Origin of the sequence: Micromonospora tulbaghiae, assembly GCF_900091605.1 — a bacterium.
Lineage (GTDB): Bacteria > Actinomycetota > Actinomycetes > Mycobacteriales > Micromonosporaceae > Micromonospora > Micromonospora tulbaghiae.
Genome location: NZ_FMCQ01000006.1, coordinates 97098 through 121208, shown reverse-complemented (window position 1 = coordinate 121208; position 24111 = coordinate 97098). Strand labels below are relative to the sequence as shown.

Genomic DNA, 24111 nt, shown 5'->3' with positions numbered 1-24111 from the left:
GCCCGACGGCGCGACGCGCCCTGGCATGATGCGAGTTGAGATGACTGACAGCAACGACCGGTCCGCCTCCGTCTTCGTCCACCCGACGGCCGACGTGGAGTCCGGCGCCCAGGTCGGCGACGGCACCAAGGTCTGGCACCTGGCGCACATCCGGTCCAGCGCCCAGGTCGGTGCCGGCTGTGTGATCGGCCGCAACGTCTACGTCGACGCGGGCGTCACCGTCGGCGACCTGGTGAAGATCCAGAACAACGTCTCGGTCTACCAGGGCGTGACCATCGAGGACGAGGTGTTCGTGGGCCCGTGCGCGGTGTTCACCAACGACTTCCGCCCGCGCGCCCAGAATCCGGACTGGACGATCACGCCGACGCTCGTCCGCCGGGGCGCGTCGATCGGCGCGAACGCCACGCTCGTGTGCGGCATCGAGGTCGGCGAGTACGCGATGATCGCCGCCGGCTCGGTGGTGACCCGCGACGTGAAGCCGTACCAGCTGGTGGCCGGCAACCCGGCCCGCCCGAAGGGCTGGGTCGACGCCAAGGGCGAGGTCATCTCCCGCGACGTCGACAACCCGCCGCACCAGGGCTGACCGGACGAGAAGGGGCGACGACCGCGCCGGTCGTCGCCCCTTTGCCGGTACGCCTCAGCCGCAGAGCCGGCCGATCTCGTCCCGGAACCGGTCCATCGGGTTCGACCCGGCCGGGCCGAGCAGGTACTCCTTCAACTCCTGCCGTGCCCCGGTCATCGGGTCGTCCCCGGCCCGGGTCACGTCGAGGATCTTCGTCAGCTCGCCGCAGTCCGCCGAGAGCAGGTACGCCGCCCGCGCGGTCGGGAACTGCCGCCGGAACTCGTCCTCGGGCAGGCCGGCCGGGTTGGCCACCACGTACGGCCGCTCGCTCTGCACGAAGTCGGAGACCACGCTGGACACGTCGCTGACCAGCAGGTCGGTGACGTTGAAGCAGTCGAACAGCCCGGGCGTACGGCCGGTGACCAGCAGGTGCGCGGCGCCGTCCAGCGAGGACGGATCGGTCTCGCCGCCGGCGGCCTTGATCCGGGCCACGATCCGCTCGTGCACGGCGCGGGCCTTGGGCGAGCGCGTCCCGGTCAGCGGGTGCGGCTTGTAGATCACCCGCACGTCCGCGGCGGTCAGCAGGCCGGACACGATCCGCTCCCCCATCAGCACGAGCGACGTGTGGTACGGGTCGTCGTCGAGCCAGCCCTCCCAGGTCGGCGCGTACAGCACTGTGAAACGGTGGTCGGCGGCGCCGGAACCGAACGTGTGCACCCCGGCCAGCTGCGGCCGGCCGACCTCCACGATGTCGCGGTCCAGCACGCCGACGTCGGCCCGGGCGTACCGTTCCCGCCCGGCCGGCCCGGCCACCCAGACCTCGTCGTACACCTTGCTGTACGGGTTCACGCTCGCCTGCTTGTCGCTGTCGCCGTGGCCGACGAAGACGTGCTTCACGCCCGGCTCCCGCAGCAGGTGGATGTTGGCGCCGACGTTCGCGGCGTACAGCGCCACGCGCAGCGAGCCCAGGTCCAGGTTCATGAAGTCGACGCCGGCCGGCACGCAGATCACCGGCAGCCGGGTGTCGGCGAGCTGCTCGAACGCGTCCGCGGCGCGCAGCAGCACGACCGCGCGACGGCCGGTCGCCTCCACCGGCGCGAGCCACATGTTGGCCTGGTAGACGTCCTTGGCCGGGCCGGCGAAGTAGAGCGCCACCTCGGGCCGTTCCCGGGCCATCCAGTCGTGCACGGCGGGCAGCACCCCCGGGGCCTTGCCCCGGCCGCGCAGCGCGGTGAGCGCCAGCACCGCGGCGGTGAGAAGGCCGGCGGCGAGCGTGACCAGGCCGGTGACCACCACCGGGGCGACCCGGTCGAGCGCGGCGGCCACCACTGCGGCCGGCACCAGCAGCACGTTCAGCAGCGGCATGCGCAGCCCGGCCAGCTGCCGTGCCCAGGCCGGCGGCACCGGAACCCGCCGCAGCGCACCGAGGTCGATGTTGCGGGTGTACGCCGGGGGGTCGACCCGGCCGTCGATCACCTTGGTCACCGCGTTGGTGGCGACGGCCACCGTCCACAGCGCGGCGGGCAGCAGCAGGACGGCGACGGTGCCGGCCACCCCGGGTCGCACCGTGGCGACCACGAGCAGGACGACCGACAGGTCCCGCACCAGCCGCCGGAAGATCTCGCCGAGACCGGCCTTGTCGAGCAGCGTGGCGGTCCCGGTGTGCCGCCCGGCCAGGGCCACTTCACCGGCGACGGCGACCACCGCGGCCACCGCGTACGGGACCACCAGGCCGAGGACTCCGGCGAGGACCATGACCGCGTAGCCGAGGAGCGTCGCGCCGACCGCGGCGAGACCCTGCTGGCTGCGTACTCTGCTGAACAACGACACGCTCCCTGTCTGCCCGGCCGATGTCGGTCCGAGTCGATTTCCGACGGCTGCGACCCTAAACGGGTCACATGACACAAGTATTGCCGGGGTGTCCGGCAGGTGAACTCCGCACGGCGTCATCCGGCGGCGGCACGCGACGGGCCCCGGCCGTTCGAGACGGCCGGGGCCCGTGAAGTCGGTGGGGTCAGCCCCCGATGACCACCCGGCGCACGCCGGTCCAGCGCGCCGGATCGGTGACGCGGCGGCCGTCGACGAGCACCGTCACGCCCGGCAGGTCGGCCGGGGCGAGAGTGCGGTACTCCGCGTGGTCGGCCTGGATCACCGCGGCGCCGACCGGCTCGCCGTCGTAGCCGGGCAGGCCGTGCGCGACCAGCTCCTCGTTGGTGTACATCGGGTCCGAGACGTACGGCACCGCGCCCCGCCGGCGCAGCGCCTCCACGGTCGGGAAGACGCCGGAGAACGCGGTCTCCTTGACGCCACCCCGGTAGGCGGCGCCCAGCACCAGCACGCCCACCCCGGTCAGGTCGCCGTACGCGGCGGCGAGCAGGTCGACCGCGTACTCCGGCATGGCCGCGTTCGCCTCGCGGGCCGAGCGGACCACCGTGGCGGCCGGGTCGTTCCACAGGTACATCCGCGGGTAGATCGGGATGCAGTGGCCGCCGACCGCGATGCCCGGCGAGTGGATGTGGCTGTACGGCTGCGTGTTGCACGCCTCGATGACCTTGGTGACGTCCACGCCGACGGTGTCGGCGAAGCGGGCGAACTGGTTCGCCAGGCCGATGTTCACGTCCCGGTAGGTCGTCTCGGCGAGCTTGGCCAGCTCGGACGCCTCGGCCGAGCCGAGGTCCCACACGCCGTTGGGCCGGTCCAGGTCGGGCCGCTCGTCGAAGTCGAGCACCGCCTCGTAGAACCGCACGCCGTGCGCGGCCGACGCCTCGTCGATGCCGCCGACCAGCTTGGGGTAGCGGCGCAGGTCGGCGAAGACCCGGCCGGTGAGCACCCGCTCGGGGCTGAACACCAGGTGGAAGTCGGTGCCGGCGGTCAGGCCGGAACCCTCGGCGAGCATCGACGCCCACCGGTTGCGGGTGGTGCCGACCGGCAGCGTGGTCTCGTAGCTGACCAGCGTGCCCGGCTTCAGCCCACGGGCGATGGCCCGGGTGGCGTCGTCCATCCAGCCGAAGTCCGGCACGCCCTCGGCGTCCACGAACAGCGGCACGACCACGACGACCGCCTCCGACTCGGCGACCGCGGCGGCGGTGTCGGTGGTGGCCGACAGAAGGCCGGCGGCCACCGTCTCCTTGAGCTTGACGTCCAGGTCGGCCTCGCCCGGGAAGGGCACGGCACCGTCGTTGACCAGCTGGACGACCCGCTCGGAGACGTCGGCGCCGATCACCCGGTGCCCCTTGGACGCGAACTGCACGGCCAGCGGCAGACCGATCTTGCCGAGCGCGACGACGCAGATGTTCATGAACTACTTTCCTCCAGAGGGCCAGATTCGGCGCAGGCGGGCAAGGAACCGACCGGGGGTCACCGGCGTGATCGCGACGATCACCTGGCCCTTGTGGTTCGTGGTGGGTGTGACGAGGTGCCAGCGGACACCGCGCCGGGCCACCAGCCGGGGTGCGGCGACGGGGCGGTCGGTGCGCATCGGCGCCGAACCCGTCCCGCCCAGGGCGGAGACCTCGGCGCGTACGATACGACGCTCGCCCGTCCCCCCGACGACCGCCAGCAGCCGGTCCACCGCGAAGTCCGTTCGTACGACGGTACCGGGGCCGGAGGACTCGACCGACGTGACACCCGTCAGATCGCCCACGCTGACCCGCAGCGCCTCCGCGCTCAGCTCGGCCAGCTCGGCCCAGTGGCTGCGCGCGGTGACCACCAGGGCCCGCGCCCCGGCGGCGTCGCGTCCCCAGGCCAGCCCGGTCGCGGTCAGCTTGGCCAGTATCGCGGCGGCCCGCGCGGTGACGTCGTACCAGTCGTCCGGGTAGCCGAACGCCGGGTCGCGGAAGCCGACGTGGTCGGCGTACCAGCGGTCACCGTCGACCACCACCTCGGGCAGCGACCGGTCGGACTGCTGGCCGATGAGCGTGCGCAGCGCGTCCAGGTCGCCGTCGCGCGCCACCGCCACCCGCAGCCGCTCCTCGGACGCCATCCGGGCGGTCACCCCGTCGGTCAGGTACGCCTCGGCGAGCTTGCGGATCCGGTCGTGGACGTGCCGCTGCACGTCCGGGGTGAGGGCGAGGAACTCCGCGCGGAGCAGCTTCGCCACCTCCCAGGTGAAGTGGCGTACCAGCACCGCGTCCCGCCGCGGGCCGGGCCCGATCAGCCCGGCGACGAAACCGACCAGCTCCTCGGCGCAGCGCAGCCGCTCTTCGAACCTGCTGGCGTACGTGATGTTCTGGGCGTTGTCCCGCTTGACCGCGTAGTAGTACTCGTAGTCGCCGAGGACCGACACCTTCTTCGCCCGGAAGCACGCCTCCAGCGTGAACGGCTGGTCGCTGCCCATCGGCATGTCCGTGCGGAACCGCAGGCCGTACCGCTCGATCAGGTCCCGGCGGAACAGCTTGGTGTTCGACAACGACCAGGGCAGGTCGCTGTCGAACAGGTCGAGCCGCTCCTGGGTGGTGGCGTAGACGGCCTGGTGCACGTAGCGCTTGTTGGTGCCGACCATCCGGCCCAGCACCACGTCGGAGTCCCACCGGTCGGCGGCGTCGACGAGGCGCTCCAGCGCCTCCGGGCCGAGGTGGTCGTCCGAGCCGATGAAGAAGACGTACCGGCCGCGGGCGTGGTCCAGCGCCAGGTTGCTCGGCGCCGCCGGGCCGCCGGAGTTGGCCTGGTGCAGCACGCGGACCGTGTTCGGGTACCGCTCGGCGTAGCGGTCCAGTTCCGCGCCGCTGCCGTCGGTGGAGCCGTCGTCGACGGCGACGACCTCCAGCCGGTCCAGGCCGATGGTCTGCCCGACGAGCGAGTCGAGGCAGGCGGTCAGGTACGGCATGGTGTTGTAGACGGCGACGACCACCGTCACGTCCGGCCCGTTCACGCGCCCACCTCCACCTGTGCCGGCTCCACCGGGGCGTGCGCCGCCGGCGCCGGCCGGGGCGGCGCGTCGGGCAGCAGCCGGGAGTAGACCTCGTCGAGCACCCGGGCCTGCGCCTCCCAGGTCCAGCCGGACAGCAGGCCCGGCCGGTCGTACGCGGCGCGGTACCGCTGCGGGTCGGCGAGCACCGCGGTGACCGCGCGGACGAAGTCGGCCACGTCCTCGGCGCGGAACACCTCGCCCTGACCGGTCTCCCGGACAGTCTCGGCCATGGTGCGCACGTCGGAGACGACCAGCGGCAGGCGGGCGTGTGAATACTCGAAGAACTTGGTGATCAGTGCGATCTCGTGGTTCGGCCAGTGCTGGATCGGGATGACGCCGACCTGCGCGCCGCCGAGGTAGCGGACCACCTGGTGGTGCGGCACGTACGGCAGCACGTGCACCCGGTCCGCCACGCCCAGCTCGCCGGCCCGGGTGACCAGGCCCCTGACGTACGCCGAGTCGGGCTTGTTGACCACGAACGCGACGTGCGCGCCGGGCAGCCGGGGCAGCGCCTCGACCATCACCCCGAGACCGCGCTTGGCGGCGGCCACCCCGCTGTAGACCAGCAGCGGCTCGTCCGGCCCGAGCCCGCAGCGGGCGCGGATGTCCGGCGCCGGCTCGGCCGGATCCGCGGGCAGTTCGTCCACCGCCGGGGCGTTGAGCACGACCGCGGGCCGTTCGGCCAGCCCGTGCTCGGTGCGCAGCAGGTCGGCCAGGCCGCCGGAGACGGTCATGGTGGCATCGGCGTACGGCACGTACTCCCGCTCGTGCGCCACGTTGCCGGGCAGCCAGCGCGCGTTGTCGCGCCACGGCTGCACGCCGGGCAGGTACTCGTGGGCGTCCCAGAGCAGCGCGATCCGCCGGCCCTTCGCGGCGGCGCGGACCTTCGCGCGGGCCCCGACGCCGAGCATCCGGAAGTCGTTGGCGTGGATCAGGTCCGGCGCCAGCTCGTCGACCACCGGGCCGTAGGCCAGCTCGTAATCCCACAGGCCCGGTTCCAGGCGCCGCCACGCGCCGTCGCCGCGCAGCCTGCGCCAGAACAGCGTGTACGCGCGGTCCCACGGGCCGTCCAGCTTGCGGCCCTTGCGGGCCCGGGTGAGCTGACGGTTGCGGAACCCGACCCACTTGCGGGTCAGGCCGGACAGCTTCTCCTCGGCGCGCAGCGCGGCCCAGGGCAGCCCGCCCGGCCGGCCCGCGCCGGACTCGCGGGCCGCGACGGTCAGCGCCGCCCGGCGTACCGCCAGGTCCGCGCGCCAGGCCTTGACCGCCTGGGTACGGTGCGCCGCGATGCCGCTGGGCGGATAGGCGAGCGGGTGCCGCAGCCAGGCCCGGCGGAACTCGTGCCGGCGGCGGGCCAGCGGCTCGGGCATCGGTACGAGGCGCACCTCGGCGGCGCCGAGGCGCCAGCTCTGCGGGCTGCCGACCGGTGCCCGGCCGAGCAGCACGACGTCCCAGCCGGCGTCGGCGGCGGAGCGGGCCGCCTTCTGCACCCGGGAGTCCCCGATGACCCCGTTGTCCACCAGCATCACGACCCGTCCCCGGGTGCCCGCCGCTGCGGTCGTGCCGTCAGATCCCATTCCTGCCCGTTTCGTCGTCGCCAGCACCGCGCCCGCGGACCCGAGCGAGTCTACGACAGCGGATCGGGCCCGGACGTCCGCCGCCGCCGGTGCCCCACGACCTGGTGTGACTGTTGCTACCCTCCATCCTGTTCAACGACCGGCGCCCGCTCCGGGTCGTTCGCCGGGTCGCCGGCCGCGCCACGCGGGCCCTCCGGACAATCGCAGCTCAGCGCGAACGGGACCGCACAATGGACGTGGTGACCACCGAGGAACCCAGCCGGCCCGCACCAGCTCCGCGGACCGGGCCGGCCACAGCCGACCGCGCCCGGCCCGGCCCCGTCCGGCGGCTGCGCGACGCCGCCCGGGACGCGGCGCCCGCGCTGGCGTTGTACGCGGTGATCCGGCTGATCGGCGTGGCCGTCGTCTACCTGTGGGCCCGCAACGTCGACGTGTCGCCCGTCGCCCAGCTCACCCGGGCCGACGGCAACTGGTACCTCCGGATCGTCCAGCACGGCTACGACGGGTACGAGAAGACCCAGAGCAACATGGCGTTCTTCCCGCTCTACCCGGGCCTGACCGCGGCCCTGGAGCGGCTCTCCCCGTTCAGCCCGCGCCAGTCGGCGCTGGTCGTGGCGTGGCTGGCCGCGCTGGCCGCCGCCTGGGGCCTGTACGCCATCGGCCGGCACCTGCACGACAGGCGTACCGGCATCCTGCTCGCCGCGCTCTGGGGCGCCGTGCCGCACGCCGTCGTCGAGTCGATGGGTTACAGCGAGAGCCTGTTCACCGCGCTGGCCGCCTGGACGCTGTACGCGCTGCTGCGCCGGCACTGGCTCACCGCCGGGGTGGTGTGCCTGTTCGCCGGCCTGACCCGCCCCACCGCCTCGTCGCTGATCCCGGTGGTGGGGCTGGCCGCGCTGCTGGCGGTCGTCAAGCGGCGCGACGGCTGGCGGCCCTGGGCGGCGCTGCTGCTCGCCCCGGCCGGCTGGCTGGGCTACCTGGCCTGGGTGGGCACCCGGACCGGCCGGCCGGACGGCTGGTTCCACATCCAGTCCGCCGGGTGGGGCACCACGTTCGACTTCGGCGTCTACACCGTCGACCGGGGCCAGCAGGCGCTGGTGCAGGTGGCCGCGTTGCCGCTGCTGGTGGTCACCGTGGTGGCGCTGGCGTCGATCATGTTCTTCGTGTTGAGCGTGATCGACCGGCAGCCGTGGCAACTGCTGCTCTACAGCGGCCTGATGCTCGTCACCACGCTGGGCGCGGCCGGCTACTACCACTCCAAGGCGCGGTTCCTGCTGCCGGCGTTCCCGCTGCTGCTGCCGGCCGCCGTGGGCCTGGCCCGGGCCGGATGGGCCCGGGCCGGCACGGTGCTGGCCACTGTCGTCGCGTTCTCCGCCTACTTCGGCGGCTACCTGCTCCTGATCTGGACGAAGTCGCCGTGACCGGTCAGCGGGTGAACGGCCGGACGTCCCACACCCAGACGTCCTCGACCCGCTCCCCCGGGCCGTACAGCGCGTCCAGCACGGTCTTCAGGTCGTCGTGGCGGCGTACGCCGCGGTCGGGCAGCACCACGGCGTCGGCCTTCCAGTAGCGGACGTCGGCGCGCGCCTGGTCGACGTCGGCCTGGCCGACGGTGGTGTCCCGCTCGCCGAGCGAGACGGCGGTGAGCAGCTTCGCCGTGGGTTGCGGGTCGACGCCCCAGCGGCCGGTGTTGTCGGTGGCGGACACCGGCGCGAGGAAGTAGCCCTCGGGCACGGCGAACCCGGCCACCGCCGCGGAACTCCAGTACAGCGACGTCATGCCGTTCACCGGCACGGGCACCAGCGTGCGGCCGGGCGCCACGTGGTCACGCCACGTGCTGGCGGTGACGAAGTCCGGCACCGGGGTGCGGCCCTTCGCGTCCAGCGGCATCGGCAGGATCGGCAGCAGCGCGGCGGCCACCGCGACGGCCCCGACGCGGGCGGCCAGCCGGCCGGCCGGTTCGGTCCGGCGGGCGGCGAGCCGGTCACCCGCGACCGCCAGCAGCACACCGAGCGCCACCGTGGTGATCAGCGCGAACCGGGACACCACCACGGAGTCGAACACGGGCAGGTTCTGCACGAGGGCGAACGGCGCGGGGACGTCGGTGCGACGGGTGCCGACGGTCCAGGTGGTGCCGATGGAGAACAGCGCCGACACCAGGCCGACGGCTCCGAGCACCCGGACCGTGGTCTCCCGGCGCAGCCACCAGAGCACCCCGGCCGCGAGCACCACCAGGGACCAGCCGTAGAAGCTGGCCTGTTCGGTGGTGTTCGGCGCCCAGCCGATCGCGCTGGTCGGGCCACCGGCGATCGACTTGGTGGCGAACTCGACGAACGAGCCGAGCTTGAGGGCGTAGATGTCCGGGGTGCCGGGGTGGCCGACCCGGTGCTGCGGGCCGGCGAACTGCATCCACAGCGGGTACGCCGCCGCTGCGGACACGAGCACGCCGGTGATCGCCAGACCGGACAGCAGCGGGCGCAGCCGGCGTACCGCGTCGCGGGGCCGGAAGGCGAGGTAGGCCAGGACCAGCATCAGGCAGCCGAGCGCGGTCAGGAAGAGGATCTCCAGGCTGATGAAGAACTGGGCCACCACCAGCCCGCCCAGGATGAGGCCGTCGCGGATCACCCGCTCGCCGCGGGACAGCGCGACCACCCGCCAGACGATGAACGGCACCAGCCACTGCGCGGTGATGTGCGGGTGGCCGTTGCTGTGCGAGATCAGCGCGGGCGCGAAGGCGCAGAACAGGCCGCCGACGAACGCGGCGGCCCGGGAGTCGACCACGTGCCGGGACAGCACGTGGTACCAGGCGTACCCGGTGCCGGCCAGGTTCAGCGTGATGAACAGCAGATAGGAGAAGGACGCGCCGAAGAGCAGGGTGACCGGGGTGAGCACCAGGCCGGGCAGCTGCATCCCGACGTTCGTCATCAGGTTCACGCCGGCCGGGGCGTTCTGGAGCGTGGTGAAGAACGGGTTCTCCAGGTTGGTGACCGCGTGCGCCGCGTACGCCAGCATCCACTCGTTGAAGCCCTGGTCGTTCGGGCGGCTGCCGAGCAGCCGGCCGTCGTAGTCGCGCCAGCCGCGGGCGGTGACCCAGAACGCCCCGGCGAGGTAGATCAGCGCCACCAGCGCGTCAGCCCGCCGCCACCGGCCGCCGCGCCGCTTTTCGGCCGCGGTGTCCGGCTTCTCTGGCTGCTCCGGCTGCTCCGGGGCCGTGGTCGTCGTCGGGCTCGGGGTGGACGACCCCGGATCGGACGAGTCGTCGGCCGCGGACCCGTCGCCGCCGGTGGGGGCGGGCTCACGGTCGCGGGTGTCGGGCGCAGGCGCGGTCATGGCGTAGGAGTCTACGAAAGCGGAGGCCGCGGTCGAGGACCGGCCGAGACGGCGTGTTCGGCCGGCCGGCGCCGGTGACGGACCCGGTGATCCGGGGCACGGCGCACCCGCCGGCCGCCCGGCGGCGGCAGGTCCGGCGCGCGGAACGGCGTTATTGTAGTGTCCGCACGCGCTCCGGCGGTCGTTACGCGGCCACCGGCACAGCAGGTACCGCGTCCGGCCGAGCCGTCCAGGCCGCGACACGGCATCTCCCCACCTCCCCAGGATCGGAATCGATGAACAACGGGCGAACTCTCTGGGACTCGTTGAAACTCCCCCGGCCGCGACGGTCCGGGTCCCGGCCGCACATGGTCTACCTCGCGATCGGCTTCCCACCGGCGGCCAAGAGCTGCGCCTACCGCATGCGGGAGACCGCCAACCAGTTCGCCGCCGCGGGCTGGGACGTGACCGCGGTCACCATCGCCGACGAGGCCTGGGAACGGGAGTACGGACTCGACCACACCCTCTCCCAGGGGGTGGACCCCAGCGTGCGCGTGGTGAAGCTGCCGCTGTTCCGGGACGACCTCGAGACCGACATCCGCACGTTCACCGAGCAGCGTGCCCTGGCGCACAAGGACTACCTGGCCGACCTGCGCAAGCAGAACCTCAAGGTCTTCCCCGAACCGGTCTTCGGCGGCTGGCGTCCGGCGCTGGAGAAGGCCCTGCTCCGGATCCACCGGGAGCGGCCCGTCGACCTGCTGGTGACCACCTGCGCGCCGTACGTCAACCTGTCCGCGACCTGGAAGCTGTGGGAGACGCACCGGGTGCCGTACGTGGTGGACTTCCGCGACGGCTGGTCGGTCGACGTGATCAACAACGGTGAGGCGTTCACCCGGGAGTCGGTCTCCGGGCAGTGGGAGATCAAGCTGCTCACCAACGCCGTCGCCATCTGGAACGTCAACGAGCCGATCTCCCGCTGGTACCGCGAGCGCTACCCCGAGCTGGCGCACAAGATGCGGATCGTGCGCAACGGCTACGACGCGGCGAGCATCCCGGCCCAGGTCCGCCCCGCCCCGCCGGACCGGCCGCTGACCTTCGGCTACCTCGGCGCGCTGAACCTCCCCGTACCGCTGCTGAGCGCCGTGCTCGAGGGCTGGCGCACGGCACGCGCCCAGGACCCGGCGCTGGCCGACGCCCGCTTCGAGGTGCGGGGCCACATCGGCGCCGCCTGGGCGCGCGGCGACAACGCGCACGCCGAGCTGCTCAAGGCCGCCGCCGTCGACGGCGTGCTGGTCGGCGGCTCGGTGCCCAAGGCCGAGGTGGTCGACCTCTACTCCCGCTGGGACGCGGTGGTGCTGATGGTGACCGGTGGCCGGTACATGACCTCCGGCAAGGTCTACGAGTACATGGCGACCGGCCTGCCGGTGGTCTCCGCTCACGAGGCCGACCACGACGCCTCCACTGTGCTGTCCACCTATCCCCTCTGGACCGGCGCGGTCGGGCTGGACCCGGCCGAGCTGACCGGCGCCTTCCGGCGGGCCGCCGCGATGGCCCGTACCGCCGACGCGGCGGAGCGGGAGAAGGCCCGCGCCGAGGCACGGCAGTACGCCCGCGAGGGGCAGCTCATCCCCGCCGTCCGGGAGGTGACCGAGCTGGTGCTGGGCGCCGGCGGTCCGGCCGGCGCCCCACAGCCCTCCCCCGCCGGCGCGCGCGTCCTGGCCCGAGAAGGTAGGTCATGATCGAGGTCCTGATGGTTATGGGCACCGTCCCCGGGCGGGTGGCGGTCCTGACCGACGCGCTCCAGCAGTTCCGCGACCGGGGCGTCACCGTACGGGTGGCCACCACCTTCGATCCGGTGGAGAAGATCCCGGCGGCGACCGAGCTGGCCGAGGTGCACCTGCTGCCCACCGCCACCGAGCTGGGCCCCCGCTTCGGCCGGGCGGTCAAGCGGGCGGCCCCGGCACGGCGCCCGTGGCTGCGCGCCCAGCGCGACCCGTGGGTACGCCGGCACGCCAAGCGGGCCGACGTCCTGGTCGCGCTCGACGCGCAGGCCCTGCACACCGTCTGGCAGCTCGCGCAGCGCTACCGGCGGGCCGACGCCGTCTACGGCATCGCCCCGGCGCTGCGGGCGGTGGAGAAGCGGTCCGCCGACCCGGCGCGCTACCGCCGGCCCCGGCTGAACACCGTCGGCCCGGCCCCGACCGTGTTGGCGAGCGCCACCCGCAACCAGACCGTCGACCTGGCGAAGCGGGTGTTCGAGATGAGCACCGGCAAGCGGGCCATGAAGCTCGGCCCGGTGCGCTGGTTCTGGCAGGGCGCCGTCACGGCGCCCGGCCTGCCGGAGCGGCACCGCGGCAAGATCGCCCGGCGGGTCACCGGCAACATGCTCAAGACCGGGCACGGCGCCAGCGCGAAACGGCTGGCGCTGGCGGCGCAGGGCCGGCTGAAGAGCCCGGCGACCAAGGGGCAGCTCCTCGGCCCGATCGTGGACGCGGAGCTGGGCCAGGGCAAGGTGCCCGAGCACCTGATGACAGTGGTGCGGGGTCAGCTCAAGCTGGCCGACGGTTTCCTCAAGAAGCGCAACCCGGGCAAGGCCGCTCCGCACGTGCTGCGCGCGTTCAACCTGATGTTCCACCGGATCGTGCAGTTCGACGGAACCACCTCGCCGCTGGCCGAAGACCCGGAGAAGTTCCTCGCGCCGCTGCACAACAGCGAGGCCGGCCGGGCGATGGCGACGCCGCGCGGGCGGCAGAGCCCGGCGGCGTTCCCGCCCGCCGGCCGGCCGCACCGGATGCTCTTCTTCACCGGGCTGAACGACAACTTCCTCGGGCCGATCCTGGAGCGCTACGAGGCGATGCCCGGGGTGGAGGTCCGCCGGCTGAACCTGATGGAGGAGTCGATCCTCCCGGTGCTCAGCAACGGCCGCACCAACGTGGCGCTCCACATGCTCGCCGGGGCCTCCAAGCGGGCCGGGGAGGTCCAGGAGGCCTGGGGCCCTCACCTGGAGTGGGCGGACACGGTCTTCGTGGACTGGTGCAACCTCGGGGCCGCGATGCTGACGATGATCGACCCGGGCACCACCCGGGTGATCGTCCGCCTGCACAGCTTCGAGGCGTTCAGCTGGTGGCCGCACCTGACCGACTGGTCGCGTGTGGACGACGTGGTCTTCGTCTCCGAGCACCTGCGCGACCTGGCGCTGGCCGCGGTTCCGCGGCTGCGCGCGCCGCAGGGGCCCCGGACCCACATGATCAGCAACGCGATGGACCTGCACCGGTACGTGGCGCCGAAGGTCTCCGCCGACAGCCGGTTCACGCTCGGGCTGGTCGGGTTGAGTTCGCTGGCGAAGGACCCGCGCTGGGCCCTGGCGGTGCTGCGGGAGCTGCGCCGGCACGACGAGAGGTACCGCCTCAAGCTGGTCGGCGACGACCTCAACCCGGAGCTCAGCCCGGCCGTCGCGGCCTACGTCCGGGAACTCGACGCCGAGCTGGCCGAGCTGGAGCCGTCCGGCGCGGTGGTGCGGACCGGCCGTACCGACGACGTGCCCGGTGCGCTCACCGACGTCGGGGTCATCCTCAGCACCTCGCTGCGGGAGAGCTTCCACTGTGCGCTCGTCGAGGGCGCGGCCAGCGGCGCGGTGCCCGTCGTGCGCGACTGGCCGTTCTTCGCCGGCCGCCCGCACAGCGCCCGGAGCCTGTTCCCGAGCGACTGGGTGGTGGGTACGCCGCAGGAGGCCGCCGAGCGGATCCTGGCCCTCACCGCCGCCGAGGAGGTCTGGCGTGAGGCGGGCCGGGCCGCGGCATCGCACGTGCTGAGCACCTGGGACTGGTCGGTGACGCAGAAGGACTTCGACCGGCTGCTGCTCGAGCCGCCGGCCACGTCCGCCTGACCGCCGTACACGTGATCGGCCGGCTCCCCCGCACGGGGAGCCGGCCGAACCGTTTCGTGCCGGCGGTCAGCGCGAGGTGGCCGCGTACTCCCGCTCGTCGCCGGGGCGCCGGGACGCCGGCGGACGCGCCCCGCTCGCGGCGGAAGTGCCCAGCAGCGAGCCGTACAACTCGTCGAGGATCCGGGCCTGGGCCTCCCAGGTCCAGCCCTCCAGCAGGCCGGGCTTGTCGTAGGCGGCCCGGTAGCGCTCCGGGTCGGCGAGCACGGCCCGGACGGCCCGGACGTAGTCGGCCAGATCCTCGGCGGTGAACACCTCGCCCTGCCCGGTGGCCCGCGCGGTCTGCGCCATGGTCTTCACGTCGCTGACCACGATGGGCAGCCGGGCGTGCGAGTACTCCAGGAACTTCGTGATCAGCGCCAGCTCGTGGTTGGGCTTGTGGTGGATCGGGATGACCCCGGCGTCCGCGCCGGACAGGAACGGCACCACCTGCCAGTGCGCCACGTACGGCAGCAGGTGCACGCGGTCCGCGACGCCGAGTTCGGCGGCGCGCTCCCGCAGCGCCTCGGAGAACTGGTTGTCGCCGTTCGGGTTCATGGTCACGAACGCGACGTGCACCTCGGGCAGCTCCGGCAGCGCCTCCACCATGATCTGGCAGCCGCGGCTCGGGTTCACCGCGCCGGAGTAGACGAGCACCGGCGTACCGTCGTCCACGCCGCACAGCGCCCGCAGGTCCGGCACGTCGCCGTCGGCCTCGGCCGGCGGCGCCATCGGCGCGTTGAGCACCACGGCCGGCCGGTCGGGCAGGCCGTGGGTCTCCTGGAGCAGGTCGGCGAGCGTGTCGGAGACGGTCACCACGGCGTCCGGGTAGGCGGCGTACTCGGCCGTGTAGGCGATCTGGGCCGGCAGCCAGCGCGGGTTGTCGGCCCGGCCGGTGATGCCGCCGACGAACTCGTGGGCGTCCCAGACCAGCTTGGTCCGACGGCCGGCGGCCCGGGCCCGCAGCGTCGCCCGCGCCCCGATGCCGAGCATCCGGAAGTCGTTGGCGTGGATGATGTCCGGCTTGAGTTCGTCGAGCGTCCTGCGGAAGGCCAGTTCGAAGTCCCACAGGCCCGGGTCCAGCCGGCGCCAGGCGCGGTCGCCCAGCAGCCCTTGCCAGAACCGCACGGGCAGGCGGCTGAACAGCGCCGCCGGGTCGGTCTGCGCCTTGCGCAGGCGGCGGGTCTCGCCGCTGCGGAAGCGCACCCAGCGGGCGAGCGCGGTGGCGGCGGCGCGGGACGGCAGCTGGGCCGCCCGTCCCACGGCGGCCGGAAGCCCTCCGCCCAGCGCCTGGGCGCGGACGCGGCGCTCGTACAGATCGGCCTGCCACGCCTTGATCTCCTGGACCCGGTAGGCGGCCTTGGTGGTCGAGGCGTACGCCAGCGGCCGGCGCAGCGACCGGCTGTACTCCCGGGGCAGCCGGTGCAGCGGCTTGGGCACCCGCAGCAGCCGCACCTCGGCGCCGCCGATGCGCCAGGTGTCGACGTCGGAGCGGGCGTTGCGGATGCCGAGGAGGAAGACCTCCCAGCCGGCGTCGGCGGCCGAACGCGCTGCCTTCTGCACCCGGGAGTCGCCGTGGACGCCGTTGTCGACCAGCATCACCACCCGGCCCCGGGTCGGTCGGGCATCGCTGTTAGCGCCAGCTTGCATCGGGTGTTTCTCCTCGTTGACGGTGCGGCGTGGGTGGTGGGTGGGCTGGTCACCGGAGGAAGGCGTCGAAGACCTCGGCGGTGCGTCGCCCGTCGTGGTGGTCACGGACGTAACGGGTGCCCTCCGCGGCCAGTGCGACAGCGGCGGGCCTGTCGTCGAGCAGCGACTCGATGGTCTTGACGAGCGTGCCGGGGGTGGCGTTGGCGATCGGCGGCTGGACCCCGGCGGCCCGGTGCGGCCCCTCGGTGAGGTATGCCACAACGACCCGGCCGGCGGCCATCCCCTCGCAGGAGAAGGTGCCGTAGCTGCCCATCACCAGCTGGTCGACCACGATGTCGCACTCCTGCACCTGGCGCCGCATCTCGTGGTGCGGCAGCCCTTCCACCAGGCGCAGTTCGATGATCCGTCGATCGTGCAGCTCCTGCAACCGGGGCAGGAGCCGGTCGGTGCCCTTGGTCCACCGCTTCGACGGCGCGTGCAGCACCACCGGCCGGGCGCGTTCCAGCACCGGGCGGTCGCACGCCCAGGCGTCCACGTCGACGATCAGCGGCGCCCAGGTGGCGGACGGCACGTCGTCCAGCAGGTCGGGCGTGGTCACGAAGAACGGCAGGCCGCTCTCCTCGGCGGTGCGCCGGTTCCGCTCGGCCACGGTGGTGAGCTGCCCGATCAGGTCCTCCGGGGCGTCCCGGAACGCGGACTCGGCGTGCCGCTCCAGGTGCGCGCCCGGGTGGCGGATCTCGCTGCCGTGCGCCAGCAGCGCGACCTTGAGCCGGGCCCGGCGCAGCGCGGGCAGGTCCGCGGCGATGTCGTCGCCGTTGGCCCGGCCGAGCACCGGGCGGAACGCGTCCACGATCAGGTGGGTGTACCAGCCGAGTACCCGCTCGGCCCGCGCGATCTGCACGTCGAGCCGGTGTTCGCCGGGGTAGTTCAGGTAGCGGTCGGCCGGGTAGCGGTAGGTGGCCGGTGGCTTGGCCATCACCAGCTCCACGCCGACGTCGGCGCGGGCGGCGGTGATCGCCACCGCCAGGGCGGAGAGCTGCCCGGCGTAGTTCGCCGTGCCGAGCCCCAGCCGGATCGGCCCGGCGCCGAGCGGACGCCAGGGGCCGGGTGTGCCGGCCTCGATCGGCGCGACCGGCGGCTCCTGCGTCGGCGGCGTCTCGTCGCCGCCGCGCTGCCGGGCCCGCTCCACCGCCCTGGTGAACGAGGGCAGCGAGCCGGGCGCGAAGAGGTCGCCGCCGCCGTGCCGGGCCAGGTGCTCGCGCGCCGCCCGGCTGTCGGCGGCGACCACCCGCAGCCCGGCGGCGAGGAAGGTGTCCAGCAGGTCGAGGCCGGCGTCCGGGTCGAACCCGAACACCGCCACGTCCGCCGGGGCGAGGAACGCGGCCGTCACGGTACGCGGGCGCGGCACCACGTGGACCCGGCGGCGCGCCTTGCCGGCGCGGCGGACCAGGTCCTGGGCGGCCGCCTGCTCCGCCGCGTCGCAGACCAGCGCCAGGTGGAACTCGGGCAGCCGGGCCAGCGCGCGCAGCACGCCGTCCAGCGCCCGGTCGCCGGTGATCCCGCCGGCGTGCACCAGCAGCGGCGTGCCGGCGGGGAGTTCACACAGTTCGCGTACCGAAGGGGTCTGCCAGGGCCGCGCGCCGGCGGCGGCCCGGCGGAGCGCGATGCGCCACCGCCGGGGAATCCGCCGCCGTACCGCGGTGACCGTCCGCCGCACCGGCGCCGGGCTCATCGCAGTGCCGGCTCCGCGTCGCTGCCGCTGGCCGCGACGGACACGACCTTGCCGTCGGCGGACGACTCCAGCAGGGCGGCCGCGACCTGCACGGTACGCAGACCCTGCCGCAGCGTGACGATGTCGCTCTGCTTGCCCTCCACCGCGTCCCGGAAGCGCTCGTGCTCGACCAGCAGCGGCTCCCGCTTCGGGATGGCGTAGCGAACCATGTCGCCCTCGGCCACGCCGCGGAACGCGCGCAGCGCCTCCCACTCGGTGTCGATGGCGGCGTTGGCGTAGAACGTCAGGTCGGCGGTGAGCGTGTCGGCCACGAAGCAGCCCTTGTCACCGGTGACCACGGTCGACCGCTCCTTGAGCGGGCTGAGCCAGTTCACCAGGTGGTTGACCATGGTGCCGTCGGCGAGCTGGCCGACCACGGCGACCATGTCCTCGTGCAGCCGGCCGCTGCGCGAGACGGTGCGGGCAGCGACCGAGCTGTACTGCTGGCCGGTCACCCAGGCGGTCAGGTCGATGTCGTGGGTGGCCAGGTCCATCACCACGCCGACGTCGGCGATCCGGTGCGGGAACGGGCCCTGGCGCCGGGTCACGACCTGGAACACCTCGCCCAGCTCGCCCGCCTCCAGGCGGGTACGCAGGCTCTGCAGCGCCGGGTTGTAGCGCTCGATGTGACCGACGCCGGCGACCAGGCCGGCGTTCTCGAACGCCTCAACCAGACGGGTGGCGGCGTCGACGGACTGGGCGAGCGGCTTCTCGATGAGCGCGCAGACCCCGTTGGCGGCCAGCTCCATGCCGATCGGCTCGTGCAGCGCCGTCGGGCAGGCCACCACCGCGTAGTCGACGCCGAGGGCGAGCAGGTCGCTCAGCTCGGGTACGACGGGCGCGCGCAGCGTGCCGGTCACGTCGCCGGCCGGGTCGACCACGCCGACCAGCTCGACGCCGTCCAGGTTGGACAGCACGCGGGCGTGGTTACGGCCCATCGCGCCGAGGCCGATCAGGCCGGCCCGCAGCTTCCGTCCGCCGTCGCTCACTGAGCTCTCCTTCGTTCGCGACTGCGGGGCTCGCAGACCCGGCTCACTCCTCGCGCTCACCGAGCACCGCCGGCCAGGTTCGCGCCCTCGGCGATCCGCTCCAGCTCGGCCTGGCTCAGCGACGGGTGCACCGGCAGCGAGACCACCTCGGCGGCGGCCCGCTCGGTCTCCGGCAGATCCCAGGGGCCGGGCTTGCCGTCGGCGGTGAGGTACGGCTTGAGCCGGTGGATCGGGGTCGGGTAGTAGACCGCGTTGCCGATGCCCAGCTCGGTGAGGCGGGCCTGGGCGGCGTCGCGGTCGCCCCGCACCCGCACTGTGTACTGGTGGTAGACGTGCTTGGCGCCGTCGGCGACCGGCGGGGTCACCATGCCGGTGATCGCCGAGTCGAGGAACTTGGCGTTGGCGCGGCGCTGCTCGGTCCACTCGGCGAGCTGGGTGAGCTGCACCCGGCCGATCGCGGCGGCCACGTCGGTCATGCGCATGTTGGCGCCGACGATCTCGTTGGCGTACCGCTGCTCCATGCCCTGGTTGCGCAGCAGCCGCAGGGTGCGGGCGAGGTCCGCGTCGGCGGTGCTGATCATGCCGCCCTCGAGGGAGTGCATGTTCTTCGTGGGGTAGAAGCTGAAGCAACCGGCGGTGCCGAACGCGCCGACCGGGGTGCCGTTGCGCTCGGCGCCGTGCGCCTGCGCGGCGTCCTCGACCACGGCGAGGCCGTGCTGCTGCGCGATCTCCATGATCCGGTCCATCGCGGCCGGGTGGCCGTAGAGGTGCACCGGCATGATCGCGACGGTCTTCGGCGTGATGGCGGCGGCGACCGCCTCCGGGTCGACGCAGAAGCTGCCCGGCTCGATGTCCACGAAGACCGGCTCGGCGCCGACCAGCCGGACCGCGTTGCCGCTGGCGGCGAACGAGAACGACGGGACGATGACCTCGTCGCCCGGGCCGAAGCCGAGCGCCATCAGCGTCAGCTGGAGCGCGGAGGTGCCGGAGTTGACAGCGACGCAGTGCCGGCCGCCGACGACGTCGCCGAACTCCTCCTCGAACGCGGCGACCTCGGGGCCCTGCACGACCCGGCCGCTCCGCAGCACCCGGACGGCCGCCTCGATCTCGGCTTCGCCGATGATCGGCCGTGCGGGGGGAATGAACTCTGGATGCGGCCCGGCCATGGGGCTTCCTCCTGTCGACGCGTGGTTCATGAGAGACATTTCGGGGGATGGTACCGGTCTGTCGGGAAAACCAGCCGGTTGCACTGATTGTCCGACCGGATGTGACCTTCTGTTCATGATCGACGACGGCCCTCCGGGGGCGGCCCGGGGTTCAGACTTCCACCTCGTCGCGTACAGGCCCCACGCATGCTACCCGCAGCGCGGCGACGATCGCGGCCGCCATCCGGGGCACCTCGGTGGACTCCAGCGGGGCCCGGGAGATCGCCATCCGCCAGTAGACCGGACCGACGATGAGATCGACGGCGGCGCGCCGGTCGGTGTCCGGGGACAGCTCACCGCGCTCGACCGCCCGGCCGATCAGGATCCGCCCGATGGCCTGCTGGTAGTCGTCCAGGGCGGCCTGCAACTTCTCCGCGATCTGCGGGTTGCGGGCGGCCTCGGCCAGCAGGTCCGGGATGATCTGCGCGGCCAGCCGGTGACGCAACGCGCGCGCCATCACGTGCAGCAGGATCTCCAGGTCACCGAGGAGGCTGCCGGTGTCCAGCAGCGGGATGTTCCGCCCCGCCACCGCCGAGACCATGTCCAGCACCAGGTCGAGCTTGGAACGCCAACGGCGGTAGATGGCGGTCTTGCTCACACCGGCCCGGCGGGCCACCGCCTCGATGGAGAGGCGACCGTAGCCCACCTCGGCCAATTCCTGCATCACGGCGGCGCGAATGGCACTGGTGATCTCCCCGCGCAGCACCGCCGCGCCGGCCGGGGCACGCCTCTTCTCGGTCATCACGTGGAACAATGTAGCGCAACGACGGTACGGTTGCGTCCCGACGTTCGGTGGACTACCTTCCATGCAGCAGCGAGGCGGCTCCTCCCCGCCCGGCCACGCTGGATCTCTTTCACCGCACTGCTCCCCATCAGCACGAAAGATCGGAGCGCCTGAACATGGCCAACACCGCGGTGGCCGACCCCGAATCCGGACTGACCCGGGCCCAGCTGGCCCAGCGGTACGGGCTACGGGTGGCCGGGGAACGACCCGCCCTGGGTGAGTACGCCCGCAGGTTGTGGGCGTACCGGCACTTCATGACCGCGTACTCGCGGGCGAAGGTCGCCTCCTCGCTGAGCAACACCCAGCTCGGTCAGCTCTGGCAGGTGCTGACACCGCTCACCAACGCGGCGGTCTACTTCCTGATCTTCGGCGTGATCCTGGCCCAGCACCGGAACGTGCCGAACTTCATCGCGTACCTGTGCACCGGCATCTTCATCTTCATCTTCACCCAGACCGCGGCGTCCAACGGCACCAGCGCGATCACCGGAAACCTGGGCCTGATCCGGGCGCTCCAGTTCCCGCGGGCCGCGCTGCCGATCACCGTGACGCTGGTCCAGCTCCAGCAGCTGCTCATGTCGATGGTCGTGCTGGCCGCGATCGTGCTGCTGACCGGCGAGCCGATCACCTTCCGCTGGGTGCTGATCGTCCCCATGCTGCTGCTCCAGACGATCTTCAACGTCGGGCTGAGCATGGTGATGGCCCGCCTCGGCTCCAAGGCCACCGACCTCAAGCAGGTCATGCCGTTCGTGATGCGCACCTGGCTGTACGCCTCGGGCGTGCTCTACCCGGTGGCGCTCATCCGCGAGCACCTGCCGAACTGGGCGGCGAACATCCTGGAGTGGAACCCCCCGCTGGTCTTCATCGAGCTGGCCCGCTACGCGCTGCTCGACTCGCACCAGCCCAACCTGATCAGCTCCCCGCTGAAGCTGTGGGCGATGGGCCTGTTCTGGGCGGTCGTGATGGGCATCGGCGGGTTCGTCTACTTCTGGCGCGGAGAGAAGGAGTACGGCCGTGGCTGAGCAGACCCTGCCGCTGAACGCCGGCCCGGTGACCGACTCGGGTCGCGTCCCCACAGTGGTGGTGGACGACGTGCACGTGATCTACCGGATCCACAAGGGCGCGAGCGGCGGCACCACCCCGGTCTCCGCGCTCAAGCGGATCGTCTCCCGCACCAAGGCGCCGAACATCCGCGAGGTGCACGCGGTCAAGGGCGTGAGCTTCACCGCGTACGAGGGTGAGGCGATCGGCCTGATCGGCAGCAACGGCTCCGGCAAGTCCACACTGCTGCGCGCCATCGCCGGGCTGCTCCCGCCGGCCCGCGGCGCCGTCTACACCCAGGGCCAGCCGTCGCTGCTCGGCGTGAACGCCGCGCTGCTCAACGACCTGTCCGGCGAGCGCAACGTGGTGCTCGGCTGCCTGGCCATGGGCATGCACCCGGACGAGGTCAAGAAGATCGCCCCGGAGATCATCGAGTTCTCCGGGATCAACGAGCGCGGTGACTTCGCCTCGCTGCCGATGCGCACCTACTCCTCCGGCATGGGCGCGCGGCTGCGCTTCGCGATCTCCTCGGCGAAGAAGCACGACGTGCTGCTCATCGACGAGGCGCTGGCCACCGGCGACCGCAAGTTCCGGGTCCGCAGCGAGCAGCGGGTCCGGGAACTGCGCGACAGTGCCGGCACGGTCTTCCTGGTCAGCCACTCGATCGGCTCGATCCGGGACACCTGCGAGCGGACCATCTGGCTGGAGAGCGGCGTCCTGAAGATGGACGGCCCCACCAAGGAGGTCTGCGACGCGTACGAGAACCAGAAGTAGCGCTTCTGGAGCGCACCGCACCGGGTTCCGCCCGGAGCGGTGCGCTCCCGCGTACGCGTTAAGGTTTTCGGATCCATCCCCTTTCACCCAGAGTGAGGTACGGCAATGACGCAGGACCACACCACCGCACCGGACGCCGCGCCGGCGAGCCCGGCACCCTGGCGCCCCGCGCGTACGGTGGCCGTGATCCTCGCCGGGGGGACCGGCACGCGCCTCGGGCTGGGCATCCCGAAGCAGCTCCTCAAGATCGCCGGTAAGCCGATCATCGAGCACACCCTCGCCGTCTTCGAGGCCGCGCCGGAGATCGACGAGATCATCGTGCTGATGGCCACCGGTCACGTCGACGACGCGCGGCGCATCGTCGCCGGCGCCGGCTTCCGCAAGGTCACCAAGGTGATCGAGGGTGGCGAGACCCGCAACGACACCACCCGGATCGCGCTCGACGCGGTCGGCGAGGGCGACGTCAACATCCTCTTCCACGACGCGGTCCGCCCGCTGGTCAGCGCCCGGATCGTGCGCGAGTGCGTGAACGCGCTCTGGACGTACTCGGCCGTGGACGTGGCCATCCCGTCCGCCGACACGATCGTCCAGGTGGACGCGGACGACTGCATCACCGACATCCCGGTCCGCTCCCGGCTGCGCCGCGGCCAGACCCCGCAGGCGTTCCGCTCCGGCACCATCCGCGAGGCGTACCGCCGCGCCGAGGGCGATCCCGACTTCGCCGCCACCGACGACTGCGGCGTGGTGCTGCGCTACCTGCCCGGCACGCCGATCAAGGTGATCGACGGCTCGGACGAGAACATCAAGGTCACTCACCCGGTCGACGTGCACCTGGCCGACAAGCTGTTCCAGCTCGCCGCCGCCCAGGCGCCCCGCCTGACCGACCACCGCAGCTACGCCGAGGAGCTGACCGGCCGGACCATCGTGGTCTTCGGCGGCAGCTACGGCATCGGCCACGACCTGGCCGAGCTGGCCCGCGGCTACGGCGCCCAGGTCTTCCCGTTCAGCCGCTCCACCACCGGCACGCACGTCGAGCGCGCCGAGGACGTGACCGCCGCGCTGAAGACCGCGTTCGAGGCGACCGGCCGGATCGACCACGTGGTGGTCACCGCCGGCATCCTGGAGAAGGGCGCGCTCGCCGAGATGGACTCGGAGACGATGGACCGTCTCCTGCACGTCAACTTCGTCGGCCCGGTCACCATCGCGCGCCAGTCCCTGCCGTACCTGCAGCAGACCAAGGGCCAGCTGCTGCTCTACACGTCCAGCTCGTACACCCGGGGCCGGGCCCGCTACGCGCTCTACTCGGCCACCAAGGCCGCGCTGGTCAACCTGACCCAGGCGCTCGCCGACGAGTGGGCCGAGTTCGGCGTACGGGTCAACTGCGTCAACCCGGAACGCACCGCCACCCCCATGCGGACGCGGGCGTTCGGCGAGGAGCCGGAGCACACGCTGCTCTCCTCCGAGGCGGTCGCGCAGGCATCCCTGGACGTGCTGATCTCCGAACTGACCGGTCAGGTGGTCGACGTGCGCCGGTCCCCCGGCGAGCAGGTGGCCGCCGTACCGGCCCAGCCGGGCCCGCACCGGTCCGAGCTGTCCGCCGACGCCTGAACCCGACGGGACG

General features: G+C 72.8%; 17 protein-coding genes. 7 read left to right on the top strand and 10 right to left on the bottom strand.

Translation table 11 applies throughout. The features are described 5' to 3' along the window. Positions 1-40: 40 nt before the first annotated feature. Positions 41-583 carry an acyltransferase gene (locus tag GA0070562_RS18700; RefSeq protein WP_013285274.1) on the top strand — a complete coding sequence of 181 codons (543 nt, stop codon included), beginning with the start codon at positions 41-43 and terminating at the stop codon, positions 581-583. 54 nt (positions 584-637) lie between these two features. Here GA0070562_RS18700 and GA0070562_RS18695 read toward each other — a convergent pair whose 3' ends face one another. From GA0070562_RS18695 to GA0070562_RS18680, 4 genes are all read right to left on the bottom strand, one after another. Then, positions 638-2386 carry a CDP-glycerol glycerophosphotransferase family protein gene (locus GA0070562_RS18695; protein WP_091424514.1) on the bottom strand — a complete coding sequence of 583 codons (1749 nt, stop codon included), beginning with the start codon at positions 2384-2386 and terminating at the stop codon, positions 638-640. Between the two features lie 190 nt (positions 2387-2576). Continuing rightward, positions 2577-3860: a nucleotide sugar dehydrogenase gene (locus GA0070562_RS18690; RefSeq protein ID WP_091423628.1), complete on the bottom strand. Its 1284-nt coding sequence runs from the start codon at positions 3858-3860 to the stop codon at positions 2577-2579. Between the two features lie 3 nt (positions 3861-3863). Further along, a complete protein-coding gene (locus tag GA0070562_RS18685; RefSeq protein WP_091423624.1) occupies positions 3864-5432 on the bottom strand; it encodes a glycosyltransferase family 2 protein in 1569 nt (522 codons plus the stop codon). Further along, positions 5429-6997, bottom strand: coding sequence for a glycosyltransferase family 4 protein (locus GA0070562_RS18680; RefSeq protein WP_091424511.1), 1569 nt, complete (start codon positions 6995-6997; stop codon positions 5429-5431). The genes GA0070562_RS18685 and GA0070562_RS18680 overlap by 4 nt, the downstream gene beginning before the upstream one ends. Before the next feature lie 281 nt (positions 6998-7278). On the opposite strand from GA0070562_RS18680, the gene GA0070562_RS18675 reads away from it, so the two are divergent. Continuing rightward, entirely contained in the window at positions 7279-8469 is a 1191-nt protein-coding gene (locus tag GA0070562_RS18675) for a glycosyltransferase family protein (protein WP_091423621.1), read from the top strand. 4 nt (positions 8470-8473) lie between these two features. On the opposite strand, the gene GA0070562_RS18670 is transcribed toward GA0070562_RS18675, so the two are convergent. Continuing rightward, complete coding sequence (locus GA0070562_RS18670) at positions 8474-10378, bottom strand: DUF6311 domain-containing protein (protein ID WP_091423618.1); 1905 nt, start codon at positions 10376-10378, stop codon at positions 8474-8476. A 275-nt stretch (positions 10379-10653) separates the two neighbouring features. Between GA0070562_RS18670 and GA0070562_RS18665 the strand changes: the two genes are divergently transcribed. Further along, positions 10654-12096 carry a glycosyltransferase family protein gene (locus GA0070562_RS18665; RefSeq protein WP_091423614.1) on the top strand — a complete coding sequence of 481 codons (1443 nt, stop codon included), beginning with the start codon at positions 10654-10656 and terminating at the stop codon, positions 12094-12096. After that, a complete protein-coding gene (locus tag GA0070562_RS18660; RefSeq protein ID WP_254663822.1) occupies positions 12093-14243 on the top strand; it encodes a glycosyltransferase family protein in 2151 nt (716 codons plus the stop codon). Before GA0070562_RS18665 ends, GA0070562_RS18660 begins: the two co-directional genes overlap by 4 nt. Before the next feature lie 66 nt (positions 14244-14309). Here the strand turns inward: GA0070562_RS18660 and GA0070562_RS18655 are convergent, their stop codons facing one another. The 5 genes from GA0070562_RS18655 to GA0070562_RS18635 all read right to left on the bottom strand — a co-directional run bounded on the left by GA0070562_RS18655 (position 14310) and on the right by GA0070562_RS18635 (position 20639). Further along, complete coding sequence (locus tag GA0070562_RS18655; RefSeq protein ID WP_091423610.1) at positions 14310-15929, bottom strand: glycosyltransferase family 4 protein; 1620 nt, start codon at positions 15927-15929, stop codon at positions 14310-14312. Between the two features lie 49 nt (positions 15930-15978). Continuing rightward, positions 15979-17661, bottom strand: a complete 1683-nt coding sequence (locus tag GA0070562_RS18650; RefSeq protein ID WP_091423608.1) for a glycosyltransferase family protein — start codon at positions 17659-17661, stop codon at positions 15979-15981. Then, on the bottom strand, positions 17658-18689 hold the full coding sequence (locus GA0070562_RS18645; RefSeq protein WP_091423607.1) for a Gfo/Idh/MocA family protein: 1032 nt from the start codon (positions 18687-18689) through the stop codon (positions 17658-17660). Before GA0070562_RS18645 ends, GA0070562_RS18650 begins: the two co-directional genes overlap by 4 nt. A gap of 56 nt (positions 18690-18745) precedes the next feature. Next, positions 18746-19855, bottom strand: a complete 1110-nt coding sequence (locus tag GA0070562_RS18640) for a DegT/DnrJ/EryC1/StrS family aminotransferase (RefSeq protein ID WP_091423604.1) — start codon at positions 19853-19855, stop codon at positions 18746-18748. Positions 19856-20006: 151 nt separating this feature from the next. After that, on the bottom strand, positions 20007-20639 hold the full coding sequence (locus GA0070562_RS18635) for a TetR/AcrR family transcriptional regulator (protein ID WP_091423601.1): 633 nt from the start codon (positions 20637-20639) through the stop codon (positions 20007-20009). Positions 20640-20794: 155 nt separating this feature from the next. Here GA0070562_RS18635 and GA0070562_RS18630 point away from each other — a divergent pair, with 155 nt between their 5' ends. The 3 genes from GA0070562_RS18630 (at position 20795) to GA0070562_RS18620 (ending at position 24098) form a co-directional block, all read left to right on the top strand. Then, on the top strand, positions 20795-21697 hold the full coding sequence (locus GA0070562_RS18630) for an ABC transporter permease (protein WP_013285260.1): 903 nt from the start codon (positions 20795-20797) through the stop codon (positions 21695-21697). After that, positions 21690-22490, top strand: a complete 801-nt coding sequence (locus tag GA0070562_RS18625) for an ABC transporter ATP-binding protein (protein WP_091423599.1) — start codon at positions 21690-21692, stop codon at positions 22488-22490. The genes GA0070562_RS18630 and GA0070562_RS18625 overlap by 8 nt, the downstream gene beginning before the upstream one ends. A gap of 105 nt (positions 22491-22595) precedes the next feature. Next, positions 22596-24098, top strand: a complete 1503-nt coding sequence (locus GA0070562_RS18620; protein ID WP_091423596.1) for a bifunctional cytidylyltransferase/SDR family oxidoreductase — start codon at positions 22596-22598, stop codon at positions 24096-24098. The last annotated feature ends 13 nt before the right edge of the window (positions 24099-24111 follow it).

Bases quoted from the DNA above. Each gene is read 5' to 3' on its own strand.
- GA0070562_RS18700 (WP_013285274.1), top strand. From the start codon at position 41: ATGACTGACAGCAACGACCGGTCCGCCTCCGTCTTCGTCCACCCGACG.
- GA0070562_RS18690 (WP_091423628.1), bottom strand. From the start codon at position 3,860: ATGAACATCTGCGTCGTCGCGCTCGGCAAGATCGGTCTGCCGCTGGCC.
- GA0070562_RS18680 (WP_091424511.1), bottom strand. From the start codon at position 6,997: ATGCTGGTGGACAACGGGGTCATCGGGGACTCCCGGGTGCAGAAGGCG.
- GA0070562_RS18675 (WP_091423621.1), top strand. From the start codon at position 7,279: ATGGACGTGGTGACCACCGAGGAACCCAGCCGGCCCGCACCAGCTCCG.
- GA0070562_RS18670 (WP_091423618.1), bottom strand. From the start codon at position 10,378: ATGACCGCGCCTGCGCCCGACACCCGCGACCGTGAGCCCGCCCCCACC.
- GA0070562_RS18665 (WP_091423614.1), top strand. From the start codon at position 10,654: ATGAACAACGGGCGAACTCTCTGGGACTCGTTGAAACTCCCCCGGCCG.
- GA0070562_RS18660 (WP_254663822.1), top strand. From the start codon at position 12,093: ATGATCGAGGTCCTGATGGTTATGGGCACCGTCCCCGGGCGGGTGGCG.
- GA0070562_RS18655 (WP_091423610.1), bottom strand. From the start codon at position 15,929: ATGCAAGCTGGCGCTAACAGCGATGCCCGACCGACCCGGGGCCGGGTG.
- GA0070562_RS18650 (WP_091423608.1), bottom strand. From the start codon at position 17,661: ATGAGCCCGGCGCCGGTGCGGCGGACGGTCACCGCGGTACGGCGGCGG.
- GA0070562_RS18640 (WP_091423604.1), bottom strand. From the start codon at position 19,855: ATGGCCGGGCCGCATCCAGAGTTCATTCCCCCCGCACGGCCGATCATC.
- GA0070562_RS18630 (WP_013285260.1), top strand. From the start codon at position 20,795: ATGGCCAACACCGCGGTGGCCGACCCCGAATCCGGACTGACCCGGGCC.
- GA0070562_RS18620 (WP_091423596.1), top strand. From the start codon at position 22,596: ATGACGCAGGACCACACCACCGCACCGGACGCCGCGCCGGCGAGCCCG.